Source organism: Kitasatospora cineracea, from assembly GCF_003751605.1.
Classification (GTDB): domain Bacteria; phylum Actinomycetota; class Actinomycetes; order Streptomycetales; family Streptomycetaceae; genus Kitasatospora; species Kitasatospora cineracea.
The window spans coordinates 4,943,311-4,963,417 of record NZ_RJVJ01000001.1 but is presented as its reverse complement, the minus strand read 5'-3'; the positions used below and the strand labels follow the sequence as shown (position 1 = coordinate 4,963,417).

At 76.1% G+C, this 20,107-nt stretch carries 18 protein-coding genes and 1 pseudogene; 10 read left to right on the top strand and 9 right to left on the bottom strand.

Annotation, left to right across the window (positions count from 1 at the left end; translation table 11 throughout):
- Positions 1 to 4: 4 nt before the first annotated feature.
- The 5 genes from EDD39_RS22525 to EDD39_RS22505 are packed head-to-tail and all read right to left on the bottom strand — an operon-like array spanning position 5 to position 5,889.
- The gene (locus EDD39_RS22525; RefSeq protein ID WP_123558708.1) at positions 5 to 487 is read right to left on the bottom strand and encodes a hypothetical protein; all 483 of its coding nucleotides are present in this window, start codon (positions 485 to 487) and stop codon (positions 5 to 7) included.
- Complete coding sequence (locus tag EDD39_RS22520) at positions 484 to 2,946, bottom strand: molybdopterin oxidoreductase family protein (protein ID WP_123558706.1); 2,463 nt, start codon at positions 2,944 to 2,946, stop codon at positions 484 to 486. Before EDD39_RS22520 ends, EDD39_RS22525 begins: the two co-directional genes overlap by 4 nt.
- Before the next feature lie 53 nt (positions 2,947 to 2,999).
- Positions 3,000 to 3,515 (bottom strand): CinA family protein, encoded by a 516-nt coding sequence (locus EDD39_RS22515; RefSeq protein ID WP_123558704.1) that lies wholly within the window; start codon positions 3,513 to 3,515, stop codon positions 3,000 to 3,002.
- Positions 3,512 to 4,978 (bottom strand): aminotransferase class I/II-fold pyridoxal phosphate-dependent enzyme, encoded by a 1,467-nt coding sequence (locus EDD39_RS22510; protein WP_123558702.1) that lies wholly within the window; start codon positions 4,976 to 4,978, stop codon positions 3,512 to 3,514. The genes EDD39_RS22515 and EDD39_RS22510 overlap by 4 nt, the downstream gene beginning before the upstream one ends.
- A 56-nt stretch (positions 4,979 to 5,034) precedes the next feature.
- A complete protein-coding gene (locus tag EDD39_RS22505; protein ID WP_123558700.1) occupies positions 5,035 to 5,889 on the bottom strand; it encodes a class I SAM-dependent methyltransferase in 855 nt (284 codons plus the stop codon).
- A 96-nt stretch (positions 5,890 to 5,985) separates the two neighbouring features.
- Between EDD39_RS22505 and EDD39_RS22500 the strand changes: the two genes are divergently transcribed.
- The 6 genes and pseudogenes from EDD39_RS22500 (at position 5,986) to EDD39_RS22475 (ending at position 12,303) form a co-directional block, all read left to right on the top strand.
- Positions 5,986 to 6,609, top strand: a complete 624-nt coding sequence (locus EDD39_RS22500; protein WP_123558698.1) for a TetR/AcrR family transcriptional regulator — start codon at positions 5,986 to 5,988, stop codon at positions 6,607 to 6,609.
- Between the two features lie 98 nt (positions 6,610 to 6,707).
- Entirely contained in the window at positions 6,708 to 7,652 is a 945-nt protein-coding gene (locus tag EDD39_RS22495; RefSeq protein WP_030464392.1) for an ABC transporter ATP-binding protein, read from the top strand.
- On the top strand, positions 7,649 to 8,500 hold the full coding sequence (locus tag EDD39_RS22490; RefSeq protein ID WP_123558696.1) for an ABC-2 transporter permease: 852 nt from the start codon (positions 7,649 to 7,651) through the stop codon (positions 8,498 to 8,500). Before EDD39_RS22495 ends, EDD39_RS22490 begins: the two co-directional genes overlap by 4 nt.
- A gap of 161 nt (positions 8,501 to 8,661) precedes the next feature.
- Positions 8,662 to 10,107: a sensor histidine kinase gene (locus EDD39_RS22485; protein WP_123558694.1), complete on the top strand. Its 1,446-nt coding sequence runs from the start codon at positions 8,662 to 8,664 to the stop codon at positions 10,105 to 10,107.
- Positions 10,104 to 10,778 carry a response regulator gene (locus EDD39_RS22480; protein ID WP_123558692.1) on the top strand — a complete coding sequence of 225 codons (675 nt, stop codon included), beginning with the start codon at positions 10,104 to 10,106 and terminating at the stop codon, positions 10,776 to 10,778. Before EDD39_RS22485 ends, EDD39_RS22480 begins: the two co-directional genes overlap by 4 nt.
- A 394-nt stretch (positions 10,779 to 11,172) precedes the next feature.
- Positions 11,173 to 12,303 (top strand): annotated as a pseudogene (locus EDD39_RS22475) (FAD-dependent oxidoreductase).
- A gap of 138 nt (positions 12,304 to 12,441) precedes the next feature.
- Here EDD39_RS22475 and EDD39_RS22470 read toward each other — a convergent pair.
- Entirely contained in the window at positions 12,442 to 13,884 is a 1,443-nt protein-coding gene (locus tag EDD39_RS22470; RefSeq protein WP_123558690.1) for a sensor histidine kinase, read from the bottom strand.
- Complete coding sequence (locus EDD39_RS22465) at positions 13,877 to 14,554, bottom strand: response regulator transcription factor (protein WP_123558688.1); 678 nt, start codon at positions 14,552 to 14,554, stop codon at positions 13,877 to 13,879. The genes EDD39_RS22470 and EDD39_RS22465 overlap by 8 nt, the downstream gene beginning before the upstream one ends.
- 189 nt (positions 14,555 to 14,743) lie before the next feature.
- Between EDD39_RS22465 and EDD39_RS22460 the strand changes: the two genes are divergently transcribed.
- The 4 genes from EDD39_RS22460 (at position 14,744) to EDD39_RS22445 (ending at position 17,632) form a co-directional block, all read left to right on the top strand.
- Complete coding sequence (locus EDD39_RS22460) at positions 14,744 to 15,274, top strand: hypothetical protein (RefSeq protein ID WP_148089497.1); 531 nt, start codon at positions 14,744 to 14,746, stop codon at positions 15,272 to 15,274.
- 179 nt (positions 15,275 to 15,453) lie between these two features.
- Positions 15,454 to 16,161 (top strand): COG4705 family protein, encoded by a 708-nt coding sequence (locus EDD39_RS22455; protein ID WP_341869313.1) that lies wholly within the window; start codon positions 15,454 to 15,456, stop codon positions 16,159 to 16,161.
- Between the two features lie 146 nt (positions 16,162 to 16,307).
- Positions 16,308 to 16,955, top strand: coding sequence for a DedA family protein (locus tag EDD39_RS22450; RefSeq protein WP_123558682.1), 648 nt, complete (start codon positions 16,308 to 16,310; stop codon positions 16,953 to 16,955).
- Complete coding sequence (locus tag EDD39_RS22445; protein ID WP_123558680.1) at positions 16,952 to 17,632, top strand: phosphatase PAP2 family protein; 681 nt, start codon at positions 16,952 to 16,954, stop codon at positions 17,630 to 17,632. Before EDD39_RS22450 ends, EDD39_RS22445 begins: the two co-directional genes overlap by 4 nt.
- Here the strand turns inward: EDD39_RS22445 and EDD39_RS22440 are convergent.
- A complete protein-coding gene (locus tag EDD39_RS22440; protein ID WP_123558677.1) occupies positions 17,605 to 18,297 on the bottom strand; it encodes a response regulator in 693 nt (230 codons plus the stop codon). The genes EDD39_RS22445 and EDD39_RS22440 overlap by 28 nt on opposite strands.
- Complete coding sequence (locus EDD39_RS22435; RefSeq protein ID WP_123558675.1) at positions 18,294 to 19,904, bottom strand: ATP-binding protein; 1,611 nt, start codon at positions 19,902 to 19,904, stop codon at positions 18,294 to 18,296. The genes EDD39_RS22440 and EDD39_RS22435 overlap by 4 nt, the downstream gene beginning before the upstream one ends.
- Positions 19,905 to 20,107 lie beyond the last annotated feature (203 nt).

The window sequence follows — 20,107 nt, the reverse complement described above, 5'->3', positions numbered from 1 at the left end:
GCGGTCAGCTCGCGGTCAGCAGTTGCGGGGCGAGCGTCTTGATCAGGGTGTTGGTCCAGCGCATCTGGCGGAGCGTCTGCGGGTGGCAGCGGCTCGCCAGGTCGAGGAGTTCGCCGTCCCGGCCGGCCTGCGCGGCCTGGGCGAGCATCTCCCAGTGCAGCGAGTTGCGGCTCGCGGCGAGGTGCAGGGCGGTCAGCGCCGCCAGCAGGCCGGGCGGGCCGTCGGGGCGCGGGGCGAGGTCCTCGGCGGCCTTGCGGCGCAGCCGGGTGAGGGCGGCTGGGTCGCGGTCGGCGGGCAGGTGCAGGCCGCGGTCGGCGGCGGCGGCGGCGATCAGGCGGGCGTGCTCGGCGGACCAGCGGGCGGTGTCGGTGGCGACGTGGTGGAACTCGTGTTCGGCGCGGTGGTCCTCGGCGGCGGCCAGCAGGTCGTCGTGCAGGGCGAGTTCGTCGTCGTGCAGGGTGCGCAGGACGGTTTCGACGGGGTTCACGGGGTGGCCTCCGGGGCGGGGTCGGGCCGCTGGTCGGCGAGCGCGTCGGGGCCGCCGGTGGTGGGGGGTGCGGCGGCGGGGTCGGCGGGCGCGGAGGCGGTGGTGGTGGGTGCGGGGGCGGGGGTGCCGTCGGCGGGGGCGATCCGGGTGAGGCGGGCGGCGGCCGTCTTGTAGAGGGGCTGTTTGGAGACCGGGTCCCAGTCGGTGACGGTGGTCTCGTTGGCGGCGCGGCCGCCGTCGGGGCCGGGTCCGGTGCGGCCGGGGGTGTCCCAGTAGCCGTAGTGGAAGGGCAGGAAGAGCAGTCCGTCGCGGATCGCGGTGACCCGCAGCCGGGCCCGGACGGCGCCGCGCGCCGTGGCGACCTCGACCAGGTCGCCCTCGCCGAGGCCGCGCGAACGGGCCTCCCCGGCTCCGATCTCGACCCACATCCCGGGTGCGGCGGCGTCGAGTTGGGGGGTGCGGCCGGTCTTGGTGCGGGTGTGGAAGTGGTAGAGGGTGCGGCCAGTGGTGAGTTGCAGCGGGTGCTCGGCGCTGACGTCCTCGTGCGGGGGCAGGTACTCGGCGGCCTTGAGCACCGCCCTGCCGCCGGGGTTGAGCGCCCGGTACTCGGTCTCGGAGACGGCGGCGCCGGTGACCAGGTCGCGCCCGTAGGTCTCGCAGGTGTCGGGGGCGGCCCAGGAGATGCCGTCGGAGTAGAGGCGTTCGGTGCCGTCGGGGTGCTCGGCGTCGCAGGGCCACTGGATGCCGCCGCGCTCGCGCAGCAGTTCGTAGCTGAGGCCGGTGTAGTCGCAGGGCCGTCCGGCGGAGCAGCGCTGCCAGGCTTCGAACGCGCCGGGCGCGTCGTGCCAGCCGATCAGCGGGGCGCCGTCGCGGTCGCGGAAGTCCATCCGGCGGGCGTAGTCGAGCAGGATGTCGAGGTCGGGGCGGGCCTGCCCGGGCGGCTGGACGGCCTGCTCGCAGAGGTGGACGGTGCGGTCGGCGTTGGTGAAGGTGCCGGTCTTCTCGCCCCAGGTGGCGGCGGGCAGCACGACGTCGGCGAGCAGCGCGGTCTCGGTCGGGTAGAGGTCCTGGACGACGGTGAACAGGCCCTCGCTGCGCAGGAGTTCGCGGATCCGGGCGAGTTCGGGCAGCGAGACGGCCGGGTTGGTGCCGGAGATCCAGAGCAGTTTGATCGAGCCCTGTTCGGCGTACCGGAAGATCTGCATCGCGGGGGTGGGCGCCCCGTAGTGCGGGATGCGTTCCTCCTCCACGTTCCACAGCTTCGCGAGTTCGGCGACGTGCGCGGCGTTCTCCCAGTTGCGGAAGCCGGGCAGGTCGCCGTCGGCGCCGCACTCGCGGGTGTTCTCGGCGGTGGGCTGCCCGTTCATCTGGAGCACCCCGCAGCCGGGGCGGCCGAGCATGCCGCGCAGCAACTGGAGGTTGTTGACCTGGACGGCGGCGGCGGTGGCCTGGTGCGACTGGTAGACGCCCTGCAGCACGGTGGAGAGCAACTTCCGCGCCTCGCCGAGCAGTTCGGCGGCGCGTTGGATCTCCCGGGCGGGCACGTCGCAGATCCGCGCGGCCCACTGCGGGGTGCACTTCGCGACGCCCGCGGCGAGCTCCTGGTACCCGACGGTGTGCGCCCGCACGTACGCGTGGTCGATCCGGTCGGTGCGGACGAGTTCGTGCAGCAGCGCGTTGAGCAGGGCGACGTTGGTGCCGGTCCGGGGCGCGAGGTGCACCTCGGAGCGGGCGGCGGCGGGGGTGGGGCGCGGGTCGACGCACAGCAGCCGGGGCGGTTCGGGCCCGGCGAGGCGGTCGAGGACCCGCATCCACAGCACCGGCTGGGTCTCGGCCATGTTGTGGCCGAACAGGGCGAGCGTGTCGCAGTGGTCGACGTCGGTGTAGGAGGCGGGCTGGCCGTCGCAGCCGAAGGTCTCCTTGAGCGCCTCGGCGGCGGTGGCGGTGCACAGCCGGGTGTTGCCGTCCAGGTGGTTGGTGCCGATGCCGGCGCGGGCGGTCACGGCGAGCGTGTAGTACTCCTCCAGGAACAGCTGGCCGGAGGTGTAGAAGCCGATCGCGCCGGGCCCGTGCTCCTCCAGCAGGTGCTTGCTCCGGTCGACGACCAGGCCCATCGCGGTGTCCCAGTCGCTCTCCTCCAGCTCTCCGCCGCGCCGCACCAGCGGGACGGTGAGCCGGTCGCGGGCGTGGTTGGCCTGCCAGCCGAACAGGTCCTTGGGGCCGAGCCGCCCCCGGTTGACCCGGTCGTCCGCCCGGCCGCGCACCCCGACGATCCGGCCGTCGCGCACCGCGACGTCCATCGCGTCGCCGTTGGAGTGCAGCAGCGAGGCGGCGGGCACCCAGCGGTCCACCCCGTCCCCCGTCAGGTGGGCGTCCCGGCGCACCGGCCAGGGCTGCCCGGGCCGGTAGGGGGTGCGGTCGCCCCAGGGTTCGGCGATCCGGTCGATCCGCTCGCGCATGGTTCCTCCTGCGGGTTCCGTGCTGGTCGGGTGGTGCGGCCCCGTCCGGGCGGTCAGCCGTCGGGGCGCAGTTGGTCGCGCAGCAGGCGCAGGGCGGCGTCGACGGCGGCGGCCCGGATGTCGTCGGGGCGGTCGGTGGGCGGTTCGGGCCGGGCGGTGCGGGTGCCGTCGGGGCCGCTGACCGCGACGTGCACGGTGCCGACGGGGCGGCCGTCGTGCGGGGCGGGTCCGGCGGCGCCGGTGGTGGCCAGGCCGTAGGTGGCCCGGGTGCGGGCCCGGACGCCTTCGGCCATCTGGGCGGCGACCTCGGGGTGGACGGTGCCCTGGTCGGCGAGCAGGGCGCGGTCGACGCGCAGCAGGTCCGCCTTGACCTCGGTGGCGTAGGCGACGACGCCGCCGAGGAACACCCCGCCCGCGCCGGGGGCGTCGGCGAGGACGGCGGCGAGCCGCCCGGCGGTGAGAGACTCGGCGGTGGCGACGGTGTGCCCGGCGGCGGCCAGCGCGGCGGTGACCTGCCGGGCCAGGACGGCGCTGTCGGGCAGCCCGGGGCGGGGCGCGCCGGTGCTCATGTCGCGCGGGCGACCTTGACGGTCGCCAGGTCGGGGTCGGCGCTGTCCGGGATGAGCATGCCCGCCTCCAGCCCGGTGCGCAGGTAGTCCAGGACGGCGTCGTTCAGGCGTTCGCCGGGCAGCACGGCGGGGATGCCGGGCGGGTACGGGGTGAGCATCTCGGCGGCGGTCCGGCCGGCCGCCTTCTCCAGCGGCACCTGCTCGGTGGGGCCGAAGAACGCGTCGCGCGGCAGGGCCGCCTGCTCCAGCCGCAGTTCGCCCGGGTCGGGGACGCGCACCCGGGCGGCCGGGCGGAGGGTGTCGGCGGCGGCGACGAGTCCGCGCAGGCCGCGCAGCAGGGCGTCGGCGGTGGTGGCGTCGTCGGCGTGGGTGAGCTGGGCGCTGATCCGGCGGTGGTCGCAGACGTGCAGGGTGAGCTGGTGGTAGGAGCGCAGCCAGTCGCCGGCCCGGTAGCCGGTGGTGCCCAGCGCGGAGACGTCGACGATGACCTGCAGCGGGTCGAGGTCGGCGGCCAGGCCGGGCCCGCAGAAGTCGTCCCGGCCGTGGACGTGCAGCCCGTCGAGGGCCTCGATCCGCTCGCGGACGTCGGCGGCCAGCGCCAGCGCGGAGCCGAACAGCTCGTGGCCGTGCTGGACCATCTGGCGGCGCCAGCCGTCGAGCGCGGCGTAGACCAGGGTGGAGGGGCTGGTGGTGCCGAGCAGGTCCTCGCGCTGCTTGAGCACGTCGGGGGCCACCAGGTCGCCGCGCAGGTGGAAGACCGAGCTCTGTTCGAGGGCGGAGCCCATCTTGTGGACGGAGGTGACGCAGACGTCGGCCCCGGCGTCCATCGCCCACTGCGGCAGGTCGGGGTGAAAGGGCAGGTGGGCGCCCCAGGCTTCGTCGACGATCAGGGGTTTCCCGGCCGCGTGGCAGACCTCGGCGATGCCCGCCAGGTCGGCGCAGGTGCCGTACGGGGTGGGCGAGGTGACCAGCGCGCCCTTGGCGTCGGGGTGGCGTTCCAGGGCGGCCCGGAACGCCTCGGGGCGGGGCGGGTGGGCCAGGTGCAGGCCGGCGTCCCAGGACGGGTCGACCCAGACCGGGCGGATGCCGGCCAGGATCAGCCCGGCCACCACGGACTTGTGGGCGTCGCGGCCGATCAGCAGTTCCTCGTGCGGTCCGGCGACGGACAGCATCGCGGCCTTGACCGACAGCGAGCTGCCGCAGGTGGAGAAGAAGGTGTGCTCGGCGCCCACCGCCTCGGCCATCAGCGCCTGGGCGTGCGGCAGGATGCCGCGCGAGTCGGTGCGGTCGTCGAGTCCGCCGCTGGCCAGCACGTCGGAGCGGAACACGTCCGCCCCGAGCACCTCCAGGACGCGCGGGTCGGCGCCCCGCCCCTGCTTGTGGCCGGGCGGGGTGAACGCGGTCAGCGGATTGGCGTGGAAGGCCGCGAGGGCCTCGAGCACCGGCGCTTGGGACTGGTCCATGCGGCGCGTGTGCCCTCGGTCCGGGCGGCGAAACGGGCCCCGGGCCGGGGCCGGGCTCAGCGGCGGACGGCGGTGACCAGGTGGGCGGCGGTGCGCAGCCGGACGCCGTCGGGGCCCTGGTGGGGGGTGAGGGCGGTGGTGAAGGCGGCGCGGACCCGCGGGGCGGCGGCGTCGGGGCGCCCGGGGTCGAGCAGGGTGAGCAGGTGGCGGCCGGGGCCGGAGCCGAGCAGCAGGTCGGCGGCGTCCTGGGCATCGCGTCCGAAGCGGCCCGCGGCGTCGACGGGTTCGGTGCGGACCCGGTCGAACCCGGCGGCGTCCAGGGTGCGGCGGACGAGGTCCGGGTCGGCGAGCGAGAACATGCCGGGGCCGTCCGCGGGGCCGGGCTCCTCGGCGGGGACGGCGAGCAGGCCGCGGACGGTGTCGTGGACGGCGAGCCACTCGGTGCGGGCGGGGTCGGCCATGCAGACGAAGGCCAGCCGGCCGCCGGGGCGCAGGGCCCGGGCGATGTTGGCGAAGGCGGCGACCGGGTCGGCGAAGAACATGATGCCGAAGCGGCTGATCGCGACGTCGAAGGCCGCGGCGGGCAGCGGGTGGACCTGGGCGTCGCCCTGTTCGAAGGCGATCCGCTCCAGGCCCTCGGCGGCGGCCAGGGCGCGGGCGGTGGCGAGCATCGGGCCGGAGAGGTCGAGTCCGAGGGTGGCGGCGGCGGTGCGGGCGGCGAGCCGGGTGGTCTGTCCGGCGCCGCAGCCGATGTCGAGGACGCGGGTGTCGGCGTCGATCGCGGCGGCGGTGAGCAGCGGGTGGTTGAAGCCTTCGTTGACGGCGTTCCAGCGGTCCTGGTGGTCGCTCCAGTGGCGGCCCTCCTCGCCGTTCCAGGCTTCGGACTGGGCGGTGTCGACCGGTGCGGACATGGGTCCCCCTCGTGCGGAGAGCTAGTATGGGCGTTCGCCCATTTCCACGGTATGGGCGAACGCCCATACTGGCAAGCCCCACCGGGAGGACCCCCCATGTCACCGCGCGGCGTAGCGATCCCCGACGTCCGGGAGCGGCTGTTCGCCGCCGCCGAACGGGTGCTCTCCCGGGAGGGGCCCGCCGGGCTGACCAACCGCTCGGTCACCGAGGAGGCCGACTGTGCCAAGGGCCTGCTGTACAACCACTTCGCCGACCTGGACGACTTCGTCGCGCAGCTCGTCCTGGACCGCTTCGCGAAGGTCGCCGCCGAGGTCGCCCCGCTGCCCGACCGGGCCGGCCGGGGGGACGTCCGGGAGAACCTGGCCGGGGCCGCGCTCGTCCTGCTCGGCGCGAACGGGCCGGTGATCGCCGCCGCCGCGGTCTCCCGCAACGGCGTGGCCGAACGGGTCGAGCGGGCCTGGCGGGACGGCGCGCCGGGACCGGGCGCGGTGGAGGGCGCGGTGACCGCCTACCTGGAGGGCGAGCGGCGGCTGGGCCGCCTCTCCCCCGCCGCCGACTGCCCGATGCTCGCGCTCGCCCTGGTCGGCACCGTCCACCACCTGCTGATGCACCCTCACGCCGGGCCCGCCGGCCCCCCGGAGCTGATCCGCCGTCTGGTCGCCGCGCTGGTACCGGCGCCCGGAGGAGGTAGTACCCCGGTACCACCCGGCGGTGAATGATCGTCCCCGGGTGCCGCCCTCCGGGCCCGGGCCGGGCCTAGCGTGGCAGCAGAGGCGGTCGGGACGGCCCGGCCCCGCAGCGGCAGGGAGCGGACCGGATGATCGAGGCGCAGCAGCTGACCAAGCGCTACGGCGAGAAGACCGCCGTCGACGGGCTGGACTTCACCGTCAAGCCGGGCAGCGTGACCGGGTTCCTGGGCCCGAACGGTGCCGGGAAGTCCACCACCATGCGGATGATCGTCGGCCTGGACGCGCCGAGCAGCGGCTCGGTGCGGGTCAACGGGCGCCGCTACGCCGAGCACGCCGCGCCGCTGCAGGAGGTCGGCGCGCTGCTGGAGGCCAAGTCGATCCACCCGGGGCGCTCGGCCTTCAACCACCTGATGGCGCTGGCCCACACCCACGGCATCCCGCGCGCCCGGGTGGACGAGGTGATCGGCCTGACCGGCCTGGAGTCGGTGGCGAAGAAGCGCGCCGGGGCGTTCTCGCTCGGCATGGGGCAGCGGCTGGGCATCGCGGCGGCCCTGCTCGGCGACCCGGCCACGGTGATGCTCGACGAGCCGGTCAACGGCCTCGACCCGGAGGGCGTGCTGTGGATCCGCAACCTGCTCACCGGCCTGGCCGCCGAGGGGCGCACCGTGTTCGTCTCCTCGCACCTGATGAGCGAGGTCGCGCTGGTCGCCGACCACCTGATCGTGGTCGGCCGGGGCCGGCTGCTGGCCGACACCACCGTGCAGGAGCTGGTCCGGCAGGCGGGCGGCGACCGGGTGACGGTCGCCTCCGCCGACCCGGCGAAGCTGCGCGGGCTGCTCACCGGCCCCGGCGTGGAGATCACCGGCCGGACGGGCGCCGAGGAGCTGGAGGTGACCGGCCTGACGGCCCGCCGGATCGGCACCGTCGCGGCCGAACACGGCATCGCGCTCTACGAGTTGGCCACCCGGACGGTCTCGCTGGAGCAGGCGTTCATGGACCTGACCCGGGACGCCGTGGAGTACCACGGCTCGACCACCACCCACCCCGTCGAGACCTCGAGGAGCGCCGCGTGAGCACCATCGCCCCCACCCCCGCCCCGTCCTCGGCCGCCGCCGAGCGCCCCGCCCGTCCGCCGTACGAGGTCACCGCCGCCCGGGTGCTGCGCTCGGAGTGGGCGAAGGCCTGGTCGCTGCGCTCGACCTGGATCACCCTGGGCCTCGGGCTGCTCTTCCTGGTGGCGTTCGGCCTGATCGCCGCCTACCAGTTCAAGTCCCGGCTGACCTCCGGCCGGCACATGGACCGCGACTTCGCCGACGCCAACGCGCTCACCCTGTCGCTGTTCGGCACCAACTTCGCGCAGCTCGCGCTCGGCGTGCTGGGCGTGCTGATCGCGGCGGGCGAGTACTCGACCGGCATGATCCGCTCCACGCTGGCCGCGGTGCCGCGCCGGCTGCCCGTGCTGTGGGCGAAGGCCCTGGTGTACGGGGCGGTCGCGCTGGTGCTGGCCACCGCCGGGGTGTTCGTGGCCTTCCTGCTCGGCAGCGGGATCCTGTCCGGCACCAAGGCGGCGCTGACCTTCTCCGACCCGGGCGTGGTGCGCGGCCTGTTCGGCGCGGGCCTGTACCTGGCCCTGGTGGGCGTGATCGGCGTCGCGCTGGGCATGCTGCTGCGCTCGATCGCGGGCGGCATCTCGGTGCTGGTCGCCTCGCTGATGCTGGTGCCCGGCCTGGTGTCGCTGCTGCCCAGCTCCTGGCACGACCACATCAACCCCTACCTGCCGAGCAACGCCGGCCAGGCGATGTTCGCCCTCACCCACGACAGCACCACGCTGTCCCCCGGCGCCGGGCTGGCCGTCTTCGCCCTGTGGACGGTGGCGGCGCTGGCGGGCGCGGCGGTGCGGCTGCTGCGGCGCGACGCGTAGGCAGCGCGGCGTGTCGCCCGCACGACGCGCGGGCGACACCGCGCGAGGGCGCTTCGGCCGCACGCGCCGCGCCTGACAGACTGACCTGCCGCGGGGCCCCGGCCGCACCGAGCGCCGGGGCCCCGCGGCACCCGCCGTCCGACCACTCCCGGGGGTTCCCCGTGCACGACCCGGCCACCCCGCTCCCCGTCCCCGCTGCCCCCACTGTCACCTCCGGAGCCCCCGCCCCCGCCGTCACCGCCGGGCCCGAGTCCGGCCATCCGTTCCTGGACCGGCTCGCCCGGGCCGGGCAGCGGCTGCGCGGGCTGGACGGGCGGTGGCCGTGGCTGCTGGACGCGGCCGTGGTGGCCGGGGCGTTCCTGGTGTTCTGCGTGCCGGAACTGGTGCGCGGCGAGGACGACGAGGGCCCGCGCGAGCACCACGTGGTCTTCACCCACCTGCCGCTGCCCGCCACCCTGGCCTTCCAGGCCGCACTGCTGCTGCCGCTGCTGTGGCGCCGCCGCCGGCCGGGGACGGCGTTCGCCGTGATGGGCGCGGTGTTCCTGGTGCAGTGGTCGCTGGGCGCGGCGCTGCGGGCGGACGCGGCGCTGCTGCTGGCGCTGTACGCGCTGGCCCTGCACGGGCGGCTGCGCACCCTGGCCTGGGCGTGCGCGGCCAGTGCGGCGGGGGCGGTGGCGGTGGCGCTCCGGCTGTCCTCGGCGGTGTCGGTGTGGGACGTGCTGTTCTTCCTGGCCGCGGCGGTGACGGCGGCCGTCGCGGTGGGCATCGCGGTCCGGGTCCGCCGGGCGCAGCTGGCGGGCCTGCGCGAGCGGGCGGCCCGGCTGGAGGTGGAGCGCGACCAGCGCAGCCGGCTGGCCGCGGCGACCGAACGGACCAGGGTGGCCCGGGAGATGCACGACATCATCGGCCACAACCTGTCGGTGATCATCACGCTGGCGGACGGCGGCGCGTACGCGGCCCGTTCCGCGCCGGAGCGCGGCCGGGAGGCGCTGGCGCTGATCGGCGACTCGGGCCGGCAGGCGCTGGGCGAGCTGCGCCGGATGCTGGGCGTGCTGCGCGAGCACGGCGACGGCCCCGAACTGGCCCCGCAGCCGGGCATCGCCGACCTGGCCGGGCTGTGCGGGCGGATCCGCTCGGCCGGCCCGGAGGTGGTGCACCGCACCGAGGGCGACCTGGAGTCGCTGGACCGCGGGGTGCAGCTGATGGTCTACCGGATCGTCCAGGAGGCGCTGACCAACACCCTCAAGCACGCGGGCCCCGCGGCCCGGGCCCGGGTGTCGGTCTCGCTGGCCGGGGCCCGGCTGCTGGTCCGGGTGGACGACGACGGCGGCCCCGGCAACGGGCCGGGCGGCGCTCCGGACGGGGACGGGCAGGGCGTCACCGGCATGCGGGAGCGGGCCGCGCTGTACGGTGGCGCCGTCACGGCGGGCCCGGCCCCGGGCGGGGGCTGGTCGGTGGTCGCCGACCTGGACGTCACACCGGTCGCCGACCTGGACCTCGCCCCGCCCGTCCCGCTCCTCCCGTCCGCCCCGCCGCTCCTCCCGTCCGCCCCGCCGCCCGTTCAGCCCGCCCCGCCCGTCCTCGACCCGGCCGGAGGCCCGGCATGACCAGCGTCCTGATCGTGGACGACCAGCCCCTGCAGCGCTTCGGCTTCCGGATGCTGCTGGAGAGCCAGCCCGACACCTCGGTCGCCGGGGAGGCCGGGCACGGCGCGGAGGCGGTCCGGCTGGCCGCCGAACTGCGGCCGGACGTGGTGCTGATGGACATCCGGATGCCCGGCATGGACGGCATCGAGGCGACCCGGCTGATCGTCGCCTCCGGCGGCCGCTCCCGGGTCCTGGTGCTGACCACCTTCGACCTGGACGAGTACGCGCACGCCGCGCTGCGCTCCGGGGCCAGCGGCTTCCTGCTCAAGGACGCCCGGCCCGAGGAGCTCCTGGCGGGCGTCCGCGCGGTGGCCGGGGGCGACGCGGTGGTGGCGCCCGCGATCACCCGCCGCCTGCTCGACGCGTACGCCCACCACCTGCCGGTGCGGCTGCCCGGGGCGGCGGACCAGGACCCGCGGCTGGCCGCGCTGACCGGCCGGGAGCGGGAGATCCTGCTCGCGGTCGGCCGGGGCTGGACCAACGGCGAGATCGCCGAGCGCCTGGTGCTGTCCGAGTCGACCGTCAAGACCCACGTCGGCCGGGTCCTCGCCAAGATCGGCGCGCGGGACCGCGTCCAGGCGGTGATCTTCGCCTACGACCTGGGCCTGACCCGGCCCAACCCGCCGTCCTAGGAACCGGCTGCCGTCCGCTCGGACGCACGGCCGGCCCGGGCCTGGCAGAGCACGCCCGCCGTCGAGCACGCGCGCGACGCCTTCCCCCGGCCGGCAGCAGGAGCAGCGGGTTCGCCCGCCGCGGACCCGGGACGGCTCCGCCCGAGGAGGTGCACGACGTGCCGGACGCGGTGCGCCGCAGCGCGAGTGCTGCCGGTCCTGCCCGTCGCAACTGCCGGGCTATAGTTGCGGGGTCGCGAAAAACGGTGTCCCCGGGTCCATCCACCGGGCACCGCTCGTACATCGATGCAGACAGCTTCTGACCGGTGAGCGTCTCCTGCCGGGAGCGGACCATCGCACCCGCTCACGGCGCCGACCGCCGCCGACACCTGTCGGCGCCTCCCAGGAGCGCAGCATGCAGAAGACCATCGCCATCGTCGGAGCGGGACTCGGCGGGCTCACGCTCGCCCGGGTGCTCCGGGCCCACGGCATCACCGCGACGATCTACGAGGGCGAGGTCTCGGCAACGGCCCGCGCCCAGGGCGGTCTGCTCGACATCCACGAGGAGACCGGATAGGTCGCGCTCCGCGCGGCGGGCCTGTACGACGAGTTCCTCGCCCTGGTCCGCCCGGGCGAGGACGCCAAGCGCGTGGTCGACCGCCACGGCACCGTCCTGTTCGACCGGCCCGCCGACCCCGGATCGGCCCGCCCCGAGGTGGACCGCGGCGAACTGCGGCGCCTGCTCATCGACTCGCTGGCACCCGGGACGATCAGGTGGGGCCACCGGCTCACCTCGCTCCGGCACCGCACGGAGGGCGGCTACGAGCTCGCCTTCGCGGGAGGCTCCACCGCGCGCGCCGACACCGTCATCGGCGCGGACGGCGCCTGGTCGAAGGTGCGGCCCCTGCTCACCCCCGCCACGCCTTCCTACAGCGGCACCTGTTTCGTCGAGATCGCCCTCACACCGGGCGACCGGAACCACCGGGCGAGCGCGGCCGCGATCGGCAGCGGCACGCTGATGGCGCTCGCCCCGGGCAGGGGCATCATCGCCCACCGGTACGCGGACGGGCACGTGTGCGGGTACGCGGCGCTGAACAGGCCCGAGGAGTGGATGAGGCCGATCGCCTCCGGCGACCGGACCGCCGCCCTCCGCCGGGTCGCCGCCGAGTTCGACGGCTGGTCACCGCTGCTCACCGCCTTCGTGACCCGGAGCGAGTCGGAGCCGTGGCTGCGGCCCATCCACGCCCTTCCCGTCGGGATCGCCTGGAACAGGGTGCCCGGAGTGACGCTCGTCGGTGACGCCGCGCACCTGATGTCGCCCTTCGCCGGTGAGGGCGCGAACCTCGCCATGTACGACGGGGCCGACCTGGCGGGCGAGTTGGCCGCACGACCCGACACCGAGGCCGCGCTCGCCGCCTACGAGGAGCGGCTGTTCCCGCGCAGCGGCGAAGCCGCGGGCCGCTCCGCGCGGAACCTGGAGGTCTTCTTCGGCCCGGAGGCACCGCAGAGCGTGGCCGCACTGTTCGACCGGCCCCGCCCCGAGTGACCGAACACGCCGACCGGCCCCGGAGGCCCTCACCCGTTCAAGAACCCGGCCCGCGGGTCACCGACGTCCCGGGACGGCACACCCGGCCCGGCGGTTCGGCTGGTGCCGCGTCAGGCGGCCCTCGCCCGTCGCGCGGCACTAGGAAGCGGGGACGTGGCCGGGGAGGCGGGTGCGGAAGGTGGTGCCGGGGCCGTCAGCCACCGTGAGGGTGCCGCCGTGCAGGGTGGCGATGTCGCGGGCGATCGGCAGGCCGAGGCCGGTGCCGCCGTGGTCGCGGCTGCGGGCGTCGTCGAGGCGGGTGAAGCGTTCGAAGACCTTCTCGCGGTCGGCGGGGGCGATGGCGGGGCCGTCGTTGGTGACGTCCAGCACGACGCTGCCGTCGGCGGGGTCGGTGCCGACCCGGACGGTGACCCGGCTGCGGGCGTGCCGCTGGGCGTTGTCGAGCAGGTTGGTGAGCAGCCGGCCCAGCCACAGGCGGTTGCCGAGGACCAGGGCGCCGTCCCGGACGTGCAGGTCGACGGGGTGGCGGGGGGTGCCGCGGGAGTCGGCGGTGGTGCGGGCGAGTTCGGCGAGGTCGAGGGTCTCGCGGGGGCCGTCGTGGCCGGCCGCGTCGAGGCGGGCCAGCAGCAGCAGGTCGGCGGCCAGCGACTGGAGGCGGTCGGTGTCCTGGAGCGCCCCGGCGACCATGTCGGCGCGGACCGCCGGGTCGGGGTGGGTGTGGGCGACCTCCAGCTGGGTGCGCAGCACGGCGAGCGGGCTGCGCAGTTCGTGCGAGGCGTCGGCGATGAAGCGGCGCTGGCGCAGGCCGGCCGATTCGAGCCGGTCGAGCATGGCGTTCATGGTGTGGGCGAGCCGGGCGATCTCGTCGTCGCTGCCGGGTTCGGGGACCCGCCGGTCGAGGTCGCGGTCGCCGATCCCGGCGACTTCGGAGCGGATCGCCTCCACCGGCCGCAGGGCCCGCCCGGTGGCCCGCCAGGTGACCGCGCCGACGGTGGTGACCAGGACGGCGCTGAGCGCGGCGAGCGCGGCGGTGGTGAGGTCCTCGGCGGTGTCGGCGGTGTGCAGCGAGGCGCCGACCCGGATGGTGACCGGCCCGGACGGGGTGCCGGTGGTGACGGTGGTGACCCGCTGGTGGTGCTCGTCGCCGAGTGCGCCGAGGTCGAAGGTGGAGTGGCCGTCGCTGGTGCCGGTGGGGGCGAGGGCGGGGCGTCCGGCCAGGTTCTGGCTGGCCGCGACGACGTTCCCGGCGGCGTCGGTGACCTGGATGAAGTCGGTGCCGTGGTCGAGCGGCAGCTGCCCGGGCAGGTGCCCGTCGGCGGCCAGCCCGGCCACCGCGAGGGCCTGTTCGCGGGCCCCGGCCTCGACGGTGCGCTCCAGGTTGACCCGCAGCAGCAGCACCACGGCGGCGGAGGCGATCAGCAGGACGACGGCGACGGCGGCGCAGGCCGCGATGGTGGTGCGGGTGCGCACCGAGCGGGGCGCGAGGCGGCGGACGGCGGCGGTCGCGCGGGCCCGGAGCGCGGCCGCCCGGGCCCGCCGCGCTCCGGGCCGGCCGGCCGCCGCCGGGTTCCGGTCAGCCACCGTCGGGCTCCAGCCGGTAGCCCGCGCCGCGCACGGTCTGCAGGGCGCTGCGGCCGAACGGGGTGTCGATCTTGCGGCGCAGCGCGCTGATGTGCACCTCGACGGTGTTGGGGTCGCTGTCGGCGGCGGCGTCCCAGACCTGTTCGAGGATCTCCCGCTTGGAGACCGCCTCGCCGGCCCGCCGGGCCAGGTGGTCGAGGACCGCGAACTCGCGCGGCGTCAGCGCGATCGGCGTGCCGCCCCGGGTGCAGGTGCGGGCGGCGGAGTCGACCACCAGGTCGCCGAGCACGGCCCGGCGCGGGGCCCGGGAGCCGATCCGGCGGGCCAGCGCCTTGAGCCGGGCGACCAGCACCACGAAGGAGAACGGCTTGGACAGGTAGTCGTCGGCGCCGGTGTCGAGCGCCTCCGCCTCGTCCCACTCGCCGTCCTTCGCGGTGAGCATCAGGATGCCCGCGTCGCTGCCGGCCGCCCGCAGCCGGGCGCAGACCCGGTAGCCGTTGAGGCCCGGCAGCATGATGTCCAGGATGACCACGTCGTAGGACCGGTCGGTGGCCCGGGCCAGCCCGGACAGCCCGTCGTGCACGATGTCGACGTCGAAGCCCTCCGCCTCCAGCCCGTGCTTGATCGCCAGGGCCAGCCGCTGTTCGTCCTCCACCACCAGTACGCGCATGCCCCCAGGGTGGCAGGTCGCCGCGGCCCGTCGCTGAAGGCGTCTTCAGGTCTTCAGCAACCCTTCAGCGCGCCCCGGCCATGCTGGCCCCGGCCTTCGAACGCGCGCCCGCCCGCCTGCCGAGCGGTGGCGGCCGGTCCGGGGCCGAGCACACACGGAACACCGGCAACGCGAGCGGGAGTGGGCGGCGTGGACGAGCAGGAGCGGTCGGGGACGGGACGGACGGCACCGCCGCGGCCGCGCGGGCGGGCCGCCCGCTGGGGCGGCGGGGTCGCGGTCGCGGCTCTGCTGGTCGGCGGCGGGGCGGCGGCGGTCGCGGCCACCGGGCACCACGAGCACCACGGCGGGCACGCCGCCGCCCGGGGCGGGCAGCGCGACGGGGCGGAGCACGGCCGGGAGCAGCGCGGCGAACAGCGCGGCGAGCGGCACGACCGGGGCGAGCTCGGGGGCGACGGGAGCCGCTCCGGACAGCGGTCCGGCGGGCGTCCGACCCGGCGGGCCGCCCCGGCACCGCTGCCCTCGCTGGACGCTGCCGACGCGCTCGTCAAGGCGGCGTCCGCGGTGCCGGGCGGACGCGCCGAGTCGATCCGGACGGCGACCGCGGCCGACGGCAGCCGGGCCTGGCAGGCCGTGGTCCTCGGCCCGGACGGCACCCGCCACCTGGTCACGGTGGACGGCACCACCGGCGCCCTGACCGGCAACACCCCCCTCACCGGCTGACCACCGGCACCGGCCCCGCTCGGTCCCGGCGCCGGGCCTCCCGCCCTCGTCTCCCTCTCCTCTCCTCCCCCCTTCCGGAAGGAACGCCCCGCAGTGAGCAGTAGCAGCACCGCCGTCCCCGTCTCCCCCGCGCACCGGCGCCGGCCGTCCGGGCGGGGGTGGTGGGCAAGGTGCCCGCGGTGACCGCCGGGTTCTGGGTGGTGAAGGTCCTGACGACCGGGATGGGCGAGACCACGTCCGACTTCCTCGCACACACGTTCGGTCCGGTCCCGGCGGTGGGCGGGGCGGCGGTGCTGCTGGCCGTCGCGCTGGCCGCGCAGGCGCGGGCGGGGCGGTACCGGCCGGTCGTGTACTGGGCGGCGGTGGTGATGGTGAGCGTGTTCGGCACGATGGCCGCCGACGTGGCGCACGTGGCGGCGGGGGTGCCGTACGCGCTCTCCGCGGGCGTGTTCGCGCTGGCGCTGGCCGCGGTCTTCGCGGTGTGGCGGCGCACCGAGGGGACGTTGGCGGTGGAGACGGTGGCGGGCGGGCGCCGGGAGGTCTTCTACTGGGCGGCGGTGATGGCGACCTTCGCGCTGGGCACGGCGGTGGGCGACCTGACCGCGGCCACCCTGGGCTGGGGCTACCTGCCGTCGGGGCTGCTGTTCGCCGCGCTGATCGCGGTTCCGGCGCTGGGGCACCGGGTGCTGCGGCTGCCGCCGGTGCTCGCCTTCTGGTGGGCGTACGTGCTGACCCGTCCGCTGGGCGCGTGCTTCGCGGACTGGGCGGGGGTGAGCCGGCAGCGTGGCGGCCTGGATCTGGGGACCGGGCCGGTGAGCCTGGTGCTGGCGGTGGTGATCGCGGGCGCGGTGCTGTGGCCGGGCCGGCGGGAGCGGGCCGCTTCCTGAAGACCCCTTCAGGTCTTCAGGATCCGTTCAGCGCACCTGGGCCATGCTGGCCGTAGTGGTGCCGCCGCCCGCCCCGGCACTCCTCCCCGGACTCCCCGGCACTCCCCGGCACTCCCCCGGACCCTCCCCGGAAAGGCGCTTCGACGATGTTCTCCTCCTCGGCCCTGTTGGCCGTCAATCCGCTGGACGCGGGGTCGCTGCTGGCCTCGTTCGGTGCGCTGGGCATCGCGGTGGTGATGTTCGCGGAGACCGGCCTGCTGGTCGGGTTCTTCCTGCCGGGCGACTCGCTGCTGTTCACGGCGGGCCTGCTGTGCACGACGAGTGCGCACAGCGGGCCGCACCTGAACCTGGGGCAGGTGCTGGCCGCCGCGGTGGTGGGCGCGCTGGCCGGGGCGCAGGTCGGGTACCTGATCGGGAAGCGGGGCGGCCGGGCGCTGCTGGCCCGGTCCCGCAACAGGCACCTGCAGAACGGGGCGGTGCGGGCGGAGGAGATCCTGACCCGGTACGGGCACGCGAAGGCGGTGGTGCTGGCCCGCTTCGTGCCGGTGGTGCGCACGGTGCTGAACCCGCTGGCGGGGGCCCTGGGGGTGGACGCCCGCACCTTCACGCTGTGGCAGGTGGTGGGCGGTCTGGTGTGGACGGTGGGGCTGGTGCTGGCCGGGTACGCGCTGGGCTCGTCGATCCCGAACGTCGACCACTACCTGCTGCCGATCGTCGCCCTGGTGGTGGTGGTCTCGCTGCTGCCGCTGCTCCTGGAGGTGCTGCGTTCGCGCCGCGGGGCCCGGGCCCGGTGACCGGCGCGGACCCGCGCCACCGCCCCGTCGTCCTGGCTTCGGCCTGCGGCGGGGCGTTCGCGCTGCTGGCGGTGGTGGTGGCGGTGCACGGGTGGGCGCCGTTCGGGTTCGAGGCGGCGGCGGTGCGCTGGGGCGTGGCGCACCGGCCGGGCTGGGCCCGGTCGCTGGCGATGGCGGTGACCTCGCTGGGCACGGACGTCTTCCCGTACCTGCTGGCGCTGGCGGCGGGCGCGGTCGCGGTGCGCTCCGGGCGCCCGGCCGGGGCGCGGCGGACGGCCGGGGTGCTGCTGGCGCCGCTGGTGTGGCTGGTGGCGGGGCAGTTGCTGCGGCAGGGCCTGATGCGGGCCTTCGCCCGGCCGCGGCCGCCGGTCGCGGACTGGGCGTTCGACGCGTCGGGCTTCGCGTTCCCGTCGGGGCACGCCTTCACCTCCGCCCTGTCGGCGGGCCTGCTGGCCCTGGCCGTGGCCCGGGCCCGGCCCCGGGCCGCCCGGTTCGCGGCGGCGGGGGCGGCCCTGTTCGCGGGCGTCATCGGCTTCACCCGGGTCTACCTGGGCGTGCACTGGCCGCTGGACGTGCTGGGCGGCTGGCTGCTGGCCTCGGCCTGGCTGGCCCTGGGCGGGTGGTTGCTCGGGCGGCTCGGGCTGCGCGCTCAGCGGGGGGCGGGGGCGAGGAGGTAGCGGTGTTCGGGGCGGCCGGTGTCGCCGTAGCGGAGGGAGAGGCGCAGGCGGCGGTCCTGGGCGAGTTGTTTGAGGTAGCGCTGGGCGGTGGAGCGGGACAGGCCGGTGGCGTCGGCGACCTCCTGGGCGGAGAGGGGGGTGGCGGCGCGGCGGAGGGCGTCGAGGACCAGGTCGGTGGTGGGGGCGCTGTGGCCCTTGGGGAGGGCGGTGGCGGGTGAGGTGCCGGTGCGCAGGGCGGCGAACATCCGGTCGACCTCGTCCTGGGAGGTCTCGCGGGCGGACGGCCCGGCGAGGGCGTGCCGCAGTTCGGCGTAGGCGGTGAGCTTGTCGCGCAGGCCGGCGAAGCTGAACGGTTTGACCAGGTACTGGAGTGCGCCGTGCTGCATGGCGGCGTGCACGGTGGAGACGTCGCGGGCGGCGGTGACCATCATGACGTCGCACCGGATGCCGGCCTCGCGCAGCCGCCGGACCAGGACCAGCCCGGTCTCGTCGGGCAGGTGGTGGTCGAGCAGGACGAGGTGGACGGGGGCGCGTTCGAGGGTGGCGTACGCCTGGGCGGCGCTGTGCGCGGTGCCGGTGACCCGGAAGCCGGGGACCTTGGCCACGTAGGCGGCGTGGACGTCGGCGACCCGGAAGTCGTCGTCGACCACGAGGACGTCGATCATGCGTGCTCCAGGCGGGGTTCCGTGGCGCTCAGGGCCTCGGGGAGTTCGACGGTGAAGCGGGCGCCGCCGAGCGGGCCGGTGCCGACGGCGAGCCGGCCGCCGCTGCGTTCGACCAGGCGGCGGACCAGGGCGAGGCCGATGCCCCGGGGGCGGTGGGCGGGGGCCTGCTTGCTGCTCCAGCCCTCTTCGAAGACGCGTTCGCGCAGGTCGGCGGGGATGCCGGGGCCGCTGTCGGCGACTTCGACCAGCAGGGTGGTGCCGACGGTGCGCAGCCGGACCTCGACGGTGCCGGCGGGGGCGGCGTCCATCGCGTTGTCGACCAGGTTGCCGACCACGGTGACCAGGGCGCGGGCGTCGACCAGGGCGTCGGGCAGGTGGCTGTCGGGGGTGACGGTGAGCCGGGTGCCGCGTTCCTCGGCGACGGCGGCCTTGCCGGTGAGCAGGGCGGCGGTGTGCGGGTCCTGGACGTGGCGGCCGATCCGGGCGGCGCGGGCGGCCTGGGTGCCGGACTGTTCGGAGATGAAGTCGGCGGCCTGGTCGTGGCGGCCGAGTTCGAGCAGGCCGAGCAGGGTGTGCATCCGGTTGGCGTGTTCGTGGTCCTGCGCGCGGAGCGCCTCGGTGAGGCCCCGGGTGTGGTCCAACTCCCTTACCAGGAACTCGAGTTCGGTGCGGTCGCGGAGGGTGGTGACGGCGCCGCCGTCGGCGGTGGCCATCCGGTTGACGACCAGCACGCGGTCGTCGCGGACGGCGGGCAGGTCCGCGCCCTCGACCCGGCCGGTGAGCACGTCGGCGAGCCGGCCGGGCGGCAGCAGGTCGTCGACGGTGCGGCCGGTGCAGTCCTCGGGCAGGGCGAGCAGGCGCAGCGCCTCGTCGTTGGCGAGCCGGATCCGCCCGGCGGCGTCGAGGGCGAGCATGCCTTCGCGGATGCCGTGCAGCATGGCCTCGCGTTCGATCAGCAGGGCGGCGATGTCGGCGACGGCGATGTTGTGGGTGCGGCGCTTGAGGCGGCGGGCCAGCACGAGGGTGGCGGCGAGGCCGACGACCAGGCCGGCGCCGGCGCAGAGCAGGATGCCGCCGGCCATCGAGACCAGCCGGCCGCGGATCGAGTCGTCGCTGAGGCCGACCGAGACCTCGCCGACGATCCGGCCGTCGGCGAGCCGCAGCGGGACCTTGCCGCGGGCGGTGCGGCCCAGGGTGCCGTCCTGGATGGCGGTGACCACTTCGCCGCGCAGGGCGGGTTCGGGGTCGGTGGAGACCCGCAGGCCGATCCGGGCGGGGTCGGTGTGCGAGAGCCGGATGCCCTCGGTGTCGGTGATGACGACGAACTCGGCGCGGCTGGCGAGCCGGATCCGTTCGGCGATGCCCTGCGCGGTGTCGGGGTCGCGGTCGGCGGCGGCCCGGGCGACGTCCGGGTCGGTGGCGGTGACCTGGGCGATGGTCAGGGCGCGCTGCATGGCGTCGCGGTCGAGTTCGGCGCTGACGGGGGCGAGGAACAGCCCGGCGGTGACGGCGGTGACGGCGACGGTCACCACGGTCTGGCTGAGCAGGAGTTGGGCGAAGACCCGGCGCGGCCAGTGCGGCCGGAACGGTCCGAGCGGTCGTCCCATGGTGGCGTCCTTCCTGCTCAGGCCGGGTGCGGGGTGGTGGCCACCCTATGTTTCCGGCGTGTTTCTGTCAGCCCCGCCCCCGGTTGTTGTAGCGGAAGCAAAACGAGCACAACAGCTCTCAACGCCGCAAAACCGCGTTACGCCCGCAAGGCTCCCGCCACCCCCGTCCGTCCTCGTAGCGTCCCGGTCCACAGCAGCGGGCC